General features: G+C 34.2%; 14 protein-coding genes. 7 read left to right on the forward strand and 7 right to left on the reverse strand.

All coding sequences use genetic code 11. The features are described 5' to 3' along the window. Positions 1-77 precede the first annotated feature (77 nt). Positions 78-875 (reverse strand): TIGR00266 family protein, encoded by a 798-nt coding sequence (locus QZZ51_RS13275; protein ID WP_291870454.1) that lies wholly within the window; start codon positions 873-875, stop codon positions 78-80. A gap of 97 nt (positions 876-972) precedes the next feature. Continuing rightward, positions 973-1,428, reverse strand: a complete 456-nt coding sequence (locus QZZ51_RS13280) for a DUF4442 domain-containing protein (protein ID WP_291870456.1) — start codon at positions 1,426-1,428, stop codon at positions 973-975. A gap of 133 nt (positions 1,429-1,561) precedes the next feature. Between QZZ51_RS13280 and QZZ51_RS13285 the strand changes: the two genes are divergently transcribed. The 7 genes from QZZ51_RS13285 (at position 1,562) to QZZ51_RS13315 (ending at position 7,865) form a co-directional block, all read left to right on the forward strand. Then, positions 1,562-2,044: a DUF4870 domain-containing protein gene (locus QZZ51_RS13285; RefSeq protein WP_291870458.1), complete on the forward strand. Its 483-nt coding sequence runs from the start codon at positions 1,562-1,564 to the stop codon at positions 2,042-2,044. Positions 2,045-2,193: 149 nt separating this feature from the next. After that, positions 2,194-2,532 carry a PadR family transcriptional regulator gene (locus QZZ51_RS13290; protein ID WP_291870460.1) on the forward strand — a complete coding sequence of 113 codons (339 nt, stop codon included), beginning with the start codon at positions 2,194-2,196 and terminating at the stop codon, positions 2,530-2,532. Beyond that, entirely contained in the window at positions 2,532-4,313 is a 1,782-nt protein-coding gene (locus QZZ51_RS13295) for a PspC domain-containing protein (RefSeq protein WP_291870462.1), read from the forward strand. The genes QZZ51_RS13290 and QZZ51_RS13295 overlap by 1 nt, the downstream gene beginning before the upstream one ends. 96 nt (positions 4,314-4,409) lie before the next feature. Further along, positions 4,410-5,141 (forward strand): head GIN domain-containing protein, encoded by a 732-nt coding sequence (locus QZZ51_RS13300; protein ID WP_291870464.1) that lies wholly within the window; start codon positions 4,410-4,412, stop codon positions 5,139-5,141. A gap of 107 nt (positions 5,142-5,248) precedes the next feature. Beyond that, on the forward strand, positions 5,249-6,259 hold the full coding sequence (locus QZZ51_RS13305) for a dipeptide epimerase (protein ID WP_291870466.1): 1,011 nt from the start codon (positions 5,249-5,251) through the stop codon (positions 6,257-6,259). Further along, positions 6,259-7,308 carry a pyridoxal phosphate-dependent aminotransferase family protein gene (locus tag QZZ51_RS13310; protein WP_291870468.1) on the forward strand — a complete coding sequence of 350 codons (1,050 nt, stop codon included), beginning with the start codon at positions 6,259-6,261 and terminating at the stop codon, positions 7,306-7,308. Before QZZ51_RS13305 ends, QZZ51_RS13310 begins: the two co-directional genes overlap by 1 nt. 110 nt (positions 7,309-7,418) lie before the next feature. After that, on the forward strand, positions 7,419-7,865 hold the full coding sequence (locus QZZ51_RS13315) for a hypothetical protein (protein WP_291870470.1): 447 nt from the start codon (positions 7,419-7,421) through the stop codon (positions 7,863-7,865). A 61-nt stretch (positions 7,866-7,926) separates the two neighbouring features. On the opposite strand, the gene trxB is transcribed toward QZZ51_RS13315, so the two are convergent. From trxB to QZZ51_RS13340, 5 genes are all read right to left on the reverse strand, one after another. Continuing rightward, positions 7,927-8,892, reverse strand: coding sequence for a thioredoxin-disulfide reductase (gene trxB / locus QZZ51_RS13320; RefSeq protein ID WP_291870471.1), 966 nt, complete (start codon positions 8,890-8,892; stop codon positions 7,927-7,929). A 111-nt stretch (positions 8,893-9,003) separates the two neighbouring features. Next, positions 9,004-10,137: a formylglycine-generating enzyme family protein gene (locus QZZ51_RS13325; protein ID WP_291870472.1), complete on the reverse strand. Its 1,134-nt coding sequence runs from the start codon at positions 10,135-10,137 to the stop codon at positions 9,004-9,006. Positions 10,138-10,240: 103 nt separating this feature from the next. Beyond that, positions 10,241-10,894 carry a fructose-6-phosphate aldolase gene (fsa, locus tag QZZ51_RS13330; RefSeq protein ID WP_291870474.1) on the reverse strand — a complete coding sequence of 218 codons (654 nt, stop codon included), beginning with the start codon at positions 10,892-10,894 and terminating at the stop codon, positions 10,241-10,243. A gap of 17 nt (positions 10,895-10,911) precedes the next feature. Further along, entirely contained in the window at positions 10,912-12,942 is a 2,031-nt protein-coding gene (locus tag QZZ51_RS13335) for a transketolase (RefSeq protein ID WP_291870476.1), read from the reverse strand. A gap of 210 nt (positions 12,943-13,152) precedes the next feature. Then, on the reverse strand, positions 13,153-13,824 hold a 672-nt coding region (locus tag QZZ51_RS13340), incomplete at its 5' end, for a DUF3570 domain-containing protein (protein WP_291870479.1).

The following is a 13,824-nucleotide window of genomic DNA, read 5'->3' on the forward strand; positions in this document are numbered from 1 at the left end:
CTATAATAGAATAGCTTCAAAAAAATAACGCCACATATTGTAATATGTGGCGTTATTTTTTAGCTTATTATGTTCTTCTAGAATCTATTATCGCCATCTAATAAATCTCCTATGCCTCCTAGTAAACTACCTTCGCCTTTACCACCGCCATTTCTTGGTATTGCAGCTAAAACCCTACCTGCCAATCTACTAAATGGTAACGATTGTACGTATACTATTCCTGGTCCACGTAAAGTAGCAAAGAACAATCCTTCCCCACCAAATACGGTATTTTTTATTCCGCCAATAAATTCTATATCATAATCTATGGTTTGGCTAAAACCTACAATACAACCGGTGTCTACTTTTAAAACTTCCCCTGCTGCTAGTTCTTTCTTCGCTAGAGTTCCACCGGCATGCACAAATGCCATTCCGTCTCCTTCTAACTTTTGCATAATAAAGCCTTCGCCTCCAAAAAGCCCACGACCCAATTTTTTAGAAAATTCAATACCTACAGAAACCCCTTTGGCTGCACATAAAAAAGCATCTTTCTGGCAAATGAACTTTCCTTGTTTTTCAGATAAATCTATCGGTAAAATTTTTCCAGGATATGGCGATGCAAAACTTACCTGTTTTTTCCCTTGTCCTATATTTAAAAAAGCAGTCATAAATAGGCTTTCCCCAGTTAGCATTCTTTTACCTGCGGAAAACAACTTACCTAAAACCCCTTTTTCTTGATTAGACCCATCGCCAAAAATGGTATCCATCTTAATATCAGAATCCATCATCATAAAACTACCTGCTTCTGCGACTACTGCTTCTTGCGGATCTAGTTCTATTTCTACATATTGCATTTCTTCTCCAAAAATCTGATAATCTATTTCGTGTGCGTTCATTTAGTCTTATTTTTTTTATGATTGATACTTATAGGTAGACAAACCTTGGATGTTTGTTACAAGAAAATATCATTATTTTTAGTATCGTACTAAAAATCTATTGTTTTACTCTAACCGTCCATTCAAAATTAAAAGTAGATACCACTACCCCATCCGTATTGGTTCCTATAGATTGCATCCAAACGGTTTGCCCTTCTCCTGTAGCAATAGTTTTATCTAAAGCCGCTGCAATTTTATCCCCATCGGCACAAACAAAGGTTATTTTACCAGTAGCTTTTTTAGAAAAATTGGCATTATTATTTGCTACCAACATGGATATTTTTTTACCGCTATCCTTAATTTGGTCTATCATCATAGCACCTGTTGCTAGTTCTGCGGCCATACCTTGAACAGCCCAAAACATAGATTTAAAAGGATTCTGATTGAACCATCCGTGCTTTACAGTCACCACTGCTCTCTTTTTATCAATAGATTGTAAACGCACTCCACACCACCATGCGGATGGGAGCTTAAAAAAGGTAAACATGTTGAATTTAGGGGCTGAAACAGGCATATATCTTTATTTTTTTCTAAAGATACTTGATATCTAACAAATCTAAAAATGTTAATATTATGTTAAATTACAGTACTTTGTTTTGCATAGTACCTTCTTTTAGCCATATATTTGTATAAGAAACTAATATGCCATGACAGAGACAGTAACAAAACACGAAAGAAATTTGTCCGCAATTATACATGCGTCCACCTTTTCTAAATTCTTTATTCCTTTTGGGAATTTCATTATTCCATTAGTATTATGGACGGCAAATAAAAAAGAATATAGTTATGTAGATTACAATGGTAAACAAGCTCTTAATTTTCAAATAAGTTTGTTATTATATTCTATTGCCTTAGGTATTATAAGTATTCCGTTTATAATTGGTATGCTTCCGAATATTATGGATTTTAATCTTTTTGGTTTATCAGACCTAAGTAATTATAATAATTTAAACTTACATTTTGATCTAGATGATTTTACATTTAGTAAGTGGATGATTCCATTAGGAATTACTGGGTTAGCACAGGGTGCACTCTTTATAGTTAATGTAGTTTACACTATTATGGCAACCATAAAAACAAATGAAGGGGAGACTTTTGCCTACCCTATTACTATAAATTTTATAAAATAATTAATCAAAAAGGAGTTTTTTCATCAATCAATCAATCAATCAATCATCGTATTCCGTGCTTAAAGCGGTAGTCTCTTCATCACAGACATAAAATAACTTTAAGTACGGCATATGAAAAACGAACAGTTAATTTAACAGATCATGAAATTATGAATGTAGAAAATACAAAAGCACAAATGCGTAAAGGTGTGCTAGAATATTGCATTTTATCTATACTTAACGGTAAGGATAAATATGCATCTGAAATTCTAGGCACGCTTAAAGACGCAAAGATGCTTGTTGTAGAGGGCACTATTTATCCTTTATTAACAAGACTAAAGAATGCGGGCTTACTCAACTATCGTTGGGAGGAGTCTACTTCTGGACCACCAAGAAAATATTACACGCTTACCGAAACTGGAAAATTATTTTTAAAAGAATTAGATAGTACTTGGGACGAATTAAGAACTGCCACCAATATGGTTACCAACTCAAAAAATAACGCATAATGAACAAGACTATAAATATTAATCTAGCAAATATCCTTTTTCATATAGATGAAGAAGCATATAACAAAATGCGACGCTACTTAGAAGCTATAAAACGCTCTTTTGCCAATACCGCTGGGAGTGACGAAATTCTAGCAGATATCGAAGCTCGTATTGCAGAACTTTTTCATGATAAATTAGAAAATGAAAGACAGGTAATTACCACCAAAGAAGTAGATGAAGTTATCACCATTATGGGGCAACCTGAAGATTATATGGTAGACGAAGATATTTTCGAGGATGAACCAACCCCTAGAAAAGAAGCCAAAAGAGTAAAAAAACTATATAGAGATACAGAACTTAAATATGTTGCAGGGGTATCTTCTGGTTTAGCTCATTATATTGGAATTGACCCACTTTGGATTCGCTTACTATGGGTTTTCTTAACCATAGGTTCTGGTGGTGGTTTTATCCTTATATACGGATTACTTTGGATTCTTATCCCAGAAGCAGCTACCACATCTCAAAAATTAGATATGCGTGGCGAAGCTGTAAACATTAGTAATATAGAACGTAAAGTAAAAGAGGGTTTTGATGAGGTAGCTGAAAAAGTAAAAAGTGTGGACTATGAAAAAGTAGGAAACCAAGTAAAAAGCAGTAGTAAAACCTTTTTTGATATTATAGGAGAAATTATAATGTTCTTTTTCAAAATATTCGGAAAATTCATTGGCATATTACTTATCATTATTGGCGCGGCCACAGTTATTGGTTTATTTATAGGCTTACTAACCGTTGGCACTTTGGATTGGGTACAATTACCTGGTTTCGATAATTTCATTACCAATTCTACCCAAGCACCTGTTTGGCTACTTTCCATGCTCATATTTTTTGCCGTAGGTATTCCATTTTTCTTTTTGTTATATCTAGGTTTAAAAATCTTAGTAAAAAACCTAAAATCTATAGGTAACATTGCTAAATTTTCTCTACTTGGTCTTTGGATTATTGCTATCATAAGTTTAATAGTTGTTGGGGTTAGAGAAGCTGCAGCACATGCTTATTCTGGTAGTACAACAACAGAGCATGAATTATATATAGAATCTCCTCAAGACACTGTATTTATAAGTTCTGTCTCTTCTGATTTATTTGAAAATAGAGGAAATGTACGCATGCATGATCTAACCATGTCTTACAATGAGAATGGAGAAGAGGTTTTATTATCCGAAGATGTACGCATCCATATTAAAAGATCTAAAGATTCCATTATTCGATTAGAAATTAGAAAAGAAGCCAATGGTTCCTCTTACAACGCAGCTAGAGAAACGGCAGATTTAATAAATTACTCTTATAGCGTAGAAGGTAACACCATAATCTTAGATGATTTTATGACCTTAATTGACAAAAATAGATTCAACGATTTAGAAGTAAAAGCCACTATATATTTACCAGAGAATACTATTATTAAGTATAACAAAACCGATGGTAGATGCTGGACGACTCGCACTAATAATGACCAGGATATGAATGGCTGCGATTTAGCAAAATATAGCTGGGAAATTGCAAAAGATGGAGAGCTTAAATGCCTAGACTGCCCAGAAAAGGAATTACGAATGGAAGAGGGAGACAATAATAAGGTGATTATTAATGAAGAAGGTATAAATATTAGAGTTAATGAAAATGGAGAAGACAATAAAATAATAATCAATGAAGATGGCATTGATATCGATATAAAGGACAATGGAGAATCTTTTAAAATGAAAATTGATGAAGATGGAGTTAACATTAAAGCCAACGATGATAATTAATAACAGTTCAGCCAACTAATACTACAATTGAGTTATAAATAGTAGATAGTAAGCTATTAAATAAGCAAATTTACATCAATCTAAAAATCAACAATCATGACAACCTTAGTAAAAATTACAATCGCAATTATCTTAACACTCTTTCTATCTTCTTGTGGTTTCGACATTAATTTCGGAGACATGGGCTCCGGCGTTAAAGGAAACAAAGTCGTAGTAGAAGAAGACAGAAAAGTAACCGAAGACTTTAGCATAGTTTCAGCCTCTGAAGGCATTCAGGTGCATGTTACACAAGCAGATGAATATAGTATTTCCGTAAAAGCAGATGAAAATATTATAGATCTTATTGGTACCGATATTGAAAACGGAAAATTACGAATTCACGCCATTGAAAACATAGGTCGTTCTACCAAAAAAGTATATGTTTCTTTGCCTAATATTAAAGCTCTTAAAAGTTCTAGTGGTTCTCATTTAACTGCGGAGAATACTATTAAAAGTGATGATTTAGAAATAGACGCAAGTAGCGGCTCTATATTAGATGCAGAAATATCTTGCAACGAATTAGAGGTAGATGCTAGTAGCGGAGCTAACATTTCTTTATCAGGAAAAGCTAATAATGCAGATATAGATGGTAGCAGTGGTGCTAATATTAAAGCTAAAGACCTTAGTACTGCAATATGTTCCGCAGAAGCAAGTAGTGGTTCTAATATAAAAATATATGTAACAGAATCTTTACGTGCAGATGCAAGTAGTGGTGGCAATATTTCCTATACTGGCGATGCTAGTGTTGAAAAAAAGAAGTCTGTATCTGGTAGCGTACACAAATTTTAACAAGATAGAATTAGCCAAAAAAAATATTTTGTTATCTATGAGAAAATCCACTGAAATTCAGTGGATTTTCTCTATTTTGGTATATCCATAATTTCTATATTAGTACCATGCAAATACAATTAAAAAAATACAAGCTTCATTTAAAGCATACCTTCAGTATATCGAGAGAATCACACGATTTTCAAAATTCATTAATTGTTGGATTAACTTTAAATGGAGAAACTGGTTACGGCGAAGCTACATCTAACCCTTACTACAAGATTACTGTAGAAAGCATGATGCAAGAAATTAATAATATTAGTTCCGACATAGATACTTTTAATTTTACTACTCCAGAAGTATTTCATCAATTTTTAGTACATAAAGGTCTATCTAATTTCGCTATCTGCGCTTTAGATTTAGCGGCTCATGATTTATATGGTAAACTAAAAGAAAAACCTCTTTATTCTTTATGGGAAACAAGCATTGAAAAATACCCAATAACTAATTACACCATAGGTATTGCAAGTATTGAGGAAATGGTTGCTAAAATGAAAGAAAAACCTTGGCCTATTTATAAAATAAAATTAGGTACAGATAATGATGTTGCCATTGTAAAAGAATTACGCCAACACACAGGTGCTATTTTTAGGATAGATGCTAATTGTGCTTGGACTGCAGAAGAAACTATATATAATGCCCCTCTATTAAAAGATTTAGGTGTGGAATTTTTAGAGCAACCTCTTAAAGCGGATAATTGGGAAGGCATGGAAAAAGTAATGCACCATAGCGTTTTACCTATTATCGCAGATGAAAGCTGTATAGTAGAGTCCGATGTAGAAAAATGCGCATTACATTTTACAGGAATAAATATTAAACTTACCAAATGTGGCGGACTTACCCCTGCCCTACGCATGATTAAAAGAGGAAAAGAATTAGGCCTTAAAGTTATGGTTGGGTGTATGACCGAGTCTACGGTTGGCATTTCTGCCATCGCTCAATTACTACCTCAGTTAGATTATGTAGACATGGATGGTGCACTGCTATTAAAAGAAGATATCGCAGAGGGCGTAACCATAAAATCTAATGGTACTGTAATTTTCCCCGAGCTTCATGGAAGCGGTGTAACATTATTGTAATGACTCATTATATTGACCATTTTCCGGATAGAGAAGTTTATATTAACGGAGAAGCCCATCTTTATTTTGGAGGCACCTCCTATTTAGGGTTGCAAACAGATGCAGCGTTTCAAGATATTTTTATTTCTAACATTAAAAAATACGGTACTAATTACGGTGCTTCTAGAAAATCTAATATCCGATTCTCTATTTACAAAGAAGTAGAATTGTACTTATCGGAAATGGTTGGTTGCGAAGATGCAATTACACTTTCTTCGGGTTACTTGGCTGGACAATTAATTGCGCAGTATTACCATAGTCTAAATTGCTCGTTATTTTATACCCCAAATACACATTCTGCTTTAATTACAAACGATACGCAGGTATATGCCAATTATCTGGAATTAGCACAAGGCATTTCTGCCTATTTACTTAAAAAACCTAACGAAACTCCTGTTGTATTTTTAGATTCTATAGATTTCTCTGGAAACAATTATCCTTATTTTACAGCTTTAAAAAAGCTGCCATTAAAAGAATGTATTTTAGTCGTAGATGATTCGCATGGCATTGGTATTATTGAAGAAAATGGTAGTGGAGTATTCAATTTAGTAAAGGCCATGCAACCTAAAGAATTAGTTGTCTGTTGTTCCTTAGGCAAAGGATTTGGTATACAGGCAGGTGCCATTTTTGGAAAAACAAAAATAATCAACAATCTTAAAAATACACCATTTTATGGTGGAGCTAGTCCTGCAACACCTGCTAGTATTGCTACTTTGAAAAACGCAGAGAACATTTACCGTAAAAAAAGAGAAATACTAAATTCTAATATGTCTTATTTTTCTTCTAAAGTAAAGAGTTTACATTATTTTACTTCTATGAATGGGCATCCGTCTTTTACATTTTCCAATAAAAATTTATCTAAAAACTTAGCAAAAAATAATATTATTATTACCAATTTTCACTACCCTAATGAAGATTCTCCTCTAATGAGTAGGATAGTATTAAGTGCCTCTCATACGAAGTCTGATTTAGATTATCTATTAAAATGCCTTCATAAATTTCTTGAATAAAAGTAATTTCATCTACGATATCTTTTTCAAACAAATCTATTTTACACAAGTATTATCTCAAAAAAATAACGTAACTTATTAAGGATTAATATCTTAAAAAATAGATGACCATGAAAAAAATATTAGGATTGGTTTTCTTGATGCTTATTTTGGTTTCTGCAACCAATATTACATCATCAAAATCGCACGCTTCTCCTTCTATGGAAGGAACTTGGGAACTAGTTAATCGTTATAATTACGATGGGATAAATGTATCGGACACTCTTCTAAACATTAACGGGTATAGACAAGTTAAAATTTACAGTAAAAACACGGTAATGTGGACAAGATATGCCCCAGATGACCCTAAAGAATGGTATGGTTATGGAACATATACCTCTACAGATAATAGTCTTTCTGAAAAATTAGAATATGGGTCTAAAGCCATGATGAAAGTGTTAGATACCGTACAGACATTTAAATTTGAGCTACATTTAGAAGATAACTTTTATAGCCAAATTACTATGGATGAACATGGACATCCAACATTTTCAGAAAATTACAAACGTATAGATTAAAATTAAGCATAAAAAAGCCAGCATTTTAAAAATGCTGGCTTTTTCATATGTTTAAGACAACTTAAGCTACTTCTTCTGGCGTTTCTACACTAGCCAAATAGCGTTCTGCATCTAAGGCTGCCATACAACCAGTACCTGCTGCTGTTACAGCTTGTCTATAATCTTTATCCTGCGCATCTCCGCAAGCAAAAACTCCTGGTAAATTTGTTTTTGTAGACTTCCCTTCTGTAATTAAATATCCGGTTTCATCCATATCTAATTGTCCAGCAAATATATCTGTATTTGGCTTATGACCAATCGCAATAAATAAACCAGTAATAGCTATATCTTCTTTTTCTTTTGTTTGGTTATTCACCATTCGTAAACCTTCTACAACTTGGTCTCCCAAAACCTCATCAACTTCTGTATTGTATTTAATCTCGATATTTGGTATGCTTTCTACACGGTGTTGCATAGCTTTAGACGCACGCATATGGTCTTTACGAACCAACATAGTAACTTTGTTACATATATTAGATAAATAAGACGCTTCTTCTGCAGCCGTGTCACCAGCACCAACTATAGCAACATCTTGCTTTTTATAAAAGAAACCATCACAAACAGCACATGCAGATACTCCACCTCCACGCAATTTTTGCTCACTAGGAATGCCTAAATATTTAGCAGTTGCTCCTGTTGAAATAATAATAGTCTCTGCCTCTATAACTTTATCGTTATCTACAGTTACTCTGTGTATTCCTCCAACTTTATCACTCAATTCTGTAGCAGTAATCATCCCAATACGCACTTCGGTTCCAAAACGCTCTGCTTGCTGTTGTAATTGCATCATCATAGTGGGACCATCAATACCTTCTGGGTACCCTGGAAAATTATCTACTTCTGTCGTAGTTGTTAATTGCCCTCCTGGTTCCATTCCTGTATACATAACAGGCTTTAAATCTGCTCTAGAAGCATATATCGCTGCAGTGTAACCTGCTGGTCCTGAACCGATGATTAATGTTTTAATACGTTCTATATTTTCTGACATGATTTTATCTTTCTTAATTTGAGTTATACAAAAGTAGCTTTTTGACTGAAAACCTAACACTTAAAGTTTTAAAAAGTTGTTAATAAATAATAGTCCTAGTAGCTTTTTACATTATCGTTTTACCATACTAACATCTTTCACTGTTCTAAAGCCTAAATGCTCCAAGGAAGAATCTAAACTAGAGCCCATCCTTGAGGAAACTCTATAACTTGCGCAATACGATTCACTGCACAAAAAAGAACCTCCTTTCATTACTTTTTCTTTAGCATAAGGGTTATTTTGAGTGTAAGGTTTGCTTGCTCCTTTGGGGTTCAATACAACAACTTCTTTGTTTATTGCTTTATAATAATTGGTATTATACCAATCGGATGTCCATTCCCATACATTCCCAGCCATATCATACAAACCATTACTATTTGGTGGATAGCTTTTTACCGGTGCTCTAAACTCATAACCATCTACTATGCTATTCTTACTTGGGAACTCTCCTTCCCAAGTATTTGCTCTAGTATTTAGGTTCCCTGAATTATCTCCCCAAAAATATATTGTATTTTTATTGGTTCCGCGAGCAGCCAGTTCCCATTCAGCTTCTGTTGGAAGACGGCTTCCTTCCCATTTACAATAAGCAACAGCATCTTCATAGGCTATTTGCACTACAGGGTAACTTCCTTTTCCTTGGATAGAACTTTTAGGTCCATGAGGGTGTCTCCAATTTGCACCAATAGTCCATCGCCACCATTGTGAAAAATCATATAAATTTGATAAGGCACTTTTAGATTTCTTAAAAGTTAAGCCGCCTGGTTGCAATATAGAATCGTGCGGCTTTTGTGCTCCTTCTGGAAGTTGCTTTTTTATATCTTCCCAATCTATAGTCCGTTCCGCTACAGTTTTATACTTTGTTTCCTTAACAAATTTTGCGAATTGATTATTTGTAACTTCGGTAGTAGACATAAAAAAGCCATTTACAGCTACTTTATACGCTGGTTTTTCGTGCTCCATGGCTATTGTGTCGTGTAAAACAGCCCCTTGTAAAAACTCCTCCCCAGTAATCCAGACCATTCCTTCTGGAACTAAAATTCCATCGGGCTTATCAGCGATTAAAGAACCCGTAATCTTTACTCCTTCCGTTTCTTGTTCAACTACCTGCTTCTCTTCTTTTTTTGTTTTAGACTCTTTGCATTGCACAAAACAAGTTACTGTAATTACGGACAAAAGAAACATTACCCATACTTTGTTCTTACTCATATATAACAATTAATTCTTCAAATTTAGCACTAAAAAATAGGGTATAAAAAAGTCCATCACAGATTAACCATGATGGACTTTAGATATTATATAATCTTAAATCTTAGTTTCCTTTTTTATAATCTTCTAAGAATTTAGCTAAACCGCTATCTGTAAGTGGGTGCTTTAATAATCCTTTTATAGAACTTAGAGGACCTGTCATAACATCGGCACCAATTTTAGCACAATCAATTACGTGCATTGTATGACGTACAGATGCTGCTAAGATTTGTGTCTCGAAACCATAATTATCATAAATAAGACGAATATCTGCTACTAAACCTAAACCGTCTGTAGAAATATCATCTAAACGACCAATAAATGGAGAAACATACGTTGCTCCTGCTTTAGCCGCTAATAAAGCTTGACCAGCAGAGAAAACCAAAGTAACATTAGTTCTTATCCCTTTATCAGAGAAATATTTACAAGCTTTAACACCATCTGCAATCATTGGTAATTTAACTACAATCTGAGGGTTCAAAGCAGCTAATGCTTCTCCTTCTTTTACCATTCCTTCAAAATCTGTAGAAATAACTTCTGCACTAACATCACCATCTACAAGCTCGCATATTTTCTTGTAATGTGCTAAAATGTTATCTGCTCCTGTAATGCCTTCTTTTGCCATTAAAGAGGGGTTTGTAGTAACACCATCTAAAACACCAAAATCCTGTGCTTCTTTAATATCTGCTAAATTAGCTGTATCTATAAAAAATTTCATATTCTTTTTTTTACTTATTAATTTAAAAAATCAACTACTTGCTGATATACTTGTGCTCCTGTAAATCCAAATTTTTCGTCTAATACTTTTGCTGGAGCAGAATATCCAAAGTGACTTAATCCAAATACTTTTCCGTTAGCTCCTGCTAAACCTTCTAAATTAACTGGAAGCCCGGCCGTAAGTCCAAAAATTGGTTTATTTGCTGGGATTACACTTTCTTGATAGTCTTCATCTTGCTGTCTAAAAACCCCTTCAGAAGGAATAGATGCTATACTAACTTTTAACCCTTCTTTTTCTTCTAATAAAACAGCCGCTTCTATTAAAGTAGCAACTTCAGAACCATTAGCAATTAAAACCACGTCTGCATTAGGTGTTTCTTTTACTAAATACCCTCCCTTTTCTGCTCCTAAAGCTTCGTCATATCTAGAGTCTCCTTGTGCTGCTATATCTTTAATTCCTTGCCTAGAAAGAATTAAACCTGTTGGCGTTTTGGTATTCTCCATTGCCATTTTCCAAGCTACACTAGTTTCTTGAGAATCTGCAGGACGTAAAGCTACAAAACTTTGTTCGTGGCTATGGTTCTGTAATTTCTCTAATAAACGAATTTGTGCTTCTTGCTCAATCGGCTGGTGTGTTGGGCCGTCTTCCCCTACTCTAAAAGCATCGTGTGTCCAAACAAACTTCACCGGTAATTCCTGAATACAACTTAAACGTATCGCTGGTTTCATATAATCAGAGAATACAAAAAACGTAGCTACTACTGGGATAATTCCGCCGTGTAATGCTATTCCGTTAGCAATTGTAGCCATAGTTAACTCGGCAACACCTGCTTGTAAAAATCCTCCAGAGAAATCTCCTTTTTGTAATACGGATGATTTTTTAAGGAACCCGTCTGTTTTATCACTATTAGATAAATCTGCAGAAGAAACAATCATGTTTTCTACATTTTCTGCTAAATATGCCAATACATTAGAAGATGCTACTCTTGTTGCAAGACCATCTTTATGCGTTATAGATTTAAAATCTAATTCTGGAATTTCACCAGATAAGAAGGTATCTAATTTTGTTGCTAATGCTTCATTTTCTTTTCTCCACGTTGCAATTTCTTCTTTTTTAGCTGCTGCCTTTGTCTTTTTATTTGCTAAAATAGTATCATAATATGCTTGTACCTCCTTATATATATCAAAAGGATTTTCTGGATCTGCTTTTAAATTTAAAAGTGTTTTTGTGTAATCTGCACCGGTGTTACCGATAGGCTGTCCGTGTAATTCACAGTGCCCCTCGAACATACTACCATCTGCAGTAACACAACCTTTACCCATTATAGTTTTACCTATTATTAATGTTGGCTTTTCTGTTTCTGCATTGGCATCTTTTAATGCTTTTCTTATTTGTTCGTGGTCATGACCGTCTATAGTTACCACTTTCCATCCCCATGCTTCATACTTCATTGCTGTATCTTCTGATGTTACCTCATCTGTCATAGATGAAAGTCGTACATCATTAGCATCATAAAACATAATAAAGTTGTTCAATCCTAAGTGACCTGCTATTCTACCAGCTCCTTGAGAAATTTCTTCTTGAACACCACCATCCGATATAAAACCATAAATTTTATGATCCATCCAACTTCCGAAACGAGCTGCTAAAAATTTTGCTGCTATTGCCGCTCCTACTCCCATAGTATGTCCTTGCCCTAATGGCCCGGATGTGTTTTCTATACCTCTTGCAACATCTACTTCTGGGTGACCAGGAGTTACAGAACCCCATTGTCTAAAATTAGCTACATCTTCTTTTTTATAATTACCTAACAAATAATACTGTGCGTACATTAATGTAGATAAATGCCCTGCATCCATAAAAAAACGATCTCTAAAAGGCCAAGCCATATCCGTAGGGTCGAAATTTAAAAATTCTGAATACAAAATATGCATAAAGTCTCCGCCTCCCATTGGTCCACCTGGGTGACCAGAATTTGCCTTCTCTACCATAGCTACTGCCAAAGCCCTAATATTGTCTGCCGATAACTGATCTAATTCCTTGTTCATTTCCTTTTTAAGATTAAATTTTGTAGTTGATGTATACTAATTTTGCCGCAAATATACCTGATTTGAAGTTCTTTAAAAATAAAATAGCGTACGTAATTTCGTTAATTCACGAAAATTATAGTTCTGTATAAAAACAAAACACACAGTCTAGTCCTTAAAAATGAGCGCTCCTAATTAAGAATTGATTTTTTTATGTAACAGCACTTTTAGTTAATCCATTACAAACTTAAAGCCTGCTGAAATTATACTTGCATTTAAACCCGTATCTCTGTCATACCTATTATACTTTAAATCGATACTTTTTAAACCTAGTTTCCAAATATGGAAGTTGGTAAATATATCGGTATAGGTTACTCCCAATCCATATTGATTGGCTGTATATTTAGATAAATCGTAATCCGAAGTATAAAATTCACTAGTAGATACATGCTGATTATATGCCGCAAAATAATCTGCAGCTGTTTGATTATAAAAGCGATACGATGGGTATATGGTAAATTCATCGCTTACTTTTATAGGAACTTCTAAACTTACCGTATGCGATTTTATCCCCCAATCGTCTGTGTAATAACGGTAATAGGTTCTTAAGATAAAAGTCTCATTAATATAATAGTTAAGCCTACCACCAACGGCTATTTTAAATCTAGAATCTGGTAATTTCTCTATTGCTTCTGCTAAATGAAAATTCTGAATAAAAGAATCTGCTACATCTCTAAAATAAACTCTTTGAAATGGTGTAGATAACAATCCGTCTTGCTGCACAAAATCCAAAGCTAAAGAGCCTTGTAGATTTTTTGATAGTATTTGCGAGAACCCAAACCCTAGTGAATACGAATTTCTATTCTTATTCTTTATCTCTGTAAACAAAGGATTGTAATTGCT

The organism is Maribacter sp., assembly GCF_016744255.1.
In the GTDB taxonomy this organism is placed as follows: Bacteria; Bacteroidota; Bacteroidia; order Flavobacteriales; family Flavobacteriaceae; genus Maribacter_B.

What these genes read in the sequence shown, in the direction of transcription:
- QZZ51_RS13280 (WP_291870456.1), bottom strand. Translation starts at nt 1,428, where the DNA reads ATGCCTGTTTCAGCCCCTAAATTCAACATGTTTACCTTTTTTAAGCTC.
- QZZ51_RS13305 (WP_291870466.1), top strand. Translation starts at nt 5,249, where the DNA reads ATGCAAATACAATTAAAAAAATACAAGCTTCATTTAAAGCATACCTTC.
- QZZ51_RS13335 (WP_291870476.1), bottom strand. Translation starts at nt 12,942, where the DNA reads ATGAACAAGGAATTAGATCAGTTATCGGCAGACAATATTAGGGCTTTG.
- QZZ51_RS13325 (WP_291870472.1), bottom strand. Translation starts at nt 10,137, where the DNA reads ATGAGTAAGAACAAAGTATGGGTAATGTTTCTTTTGTCCGTAATTACA.
- QZZ51_RS13310 (WP_291870468.1), top strand. Translation starts at nt 6,259, where the DNA reads ATGACTCATTATATTGACCATTTTCCGGATAGAGAAGTTTATATTAAC.
- QZZ51_RS13315 (WP_291870470.1), top strand. Translation starts at nt 7,419, where the DNA reads ATGAAAAAAATATTAGGATTGGTTTTCTTGATGCTTATTTTGGTTTCT.
- trxB (WP_291870471.1), bottom strand. Translation starts at nt 8,892, where the DNA reads ATGTCAGAAAATATAGAACGTATTAAAACATTAATCATCGGTTCAGGA.
- QZZ51_RS13295 (WP_291870462.1), top strand. Translation starts at nt 2,532, where the DNA reads ATGAACAAGACTATAAATATTAATCTAGCAAATATCCTTTTTCATATA.
- QZZ51_RS13290 (WP_291870460.1), top strand. Translation starts at nt 2,194, where the DNA reads ATGAATGTAGAAAATACAAAAGCACAAATGCGTAAAGGTGTGCTAGAA.
- QZZ51_RS13300 (WP_291870464.1), top strand. Translation starts at nt 4,410, where the DNA reads ATGACAACCTTAGTAAAAATTACAATCGCAATTATCTTAACACTCTTT.
- QZZ51_RS13275 (WP_291870454.1), bottom strand. Translation starts at nt 875, where the DNA reads ATGAACGCACACGAAATAGATTATCAGATTTTTGGAGAAGAAATGCAA.
- fsa (WP_291870474.1), bottom strand. Translation starts at nt 10,894, where the DNA reads ATGAAATTTTTTATAGATACAGCTAATTTAGCAGATATTAAAGAAGCA.
- QZZ51_RS13285 (WP_291870458.1), top strand. Translation starts at nt 1,562, where the DNA reads ATGACAGAGACAGTAACAAAACACGAAAGAAATTTGTCCGCAATTATA.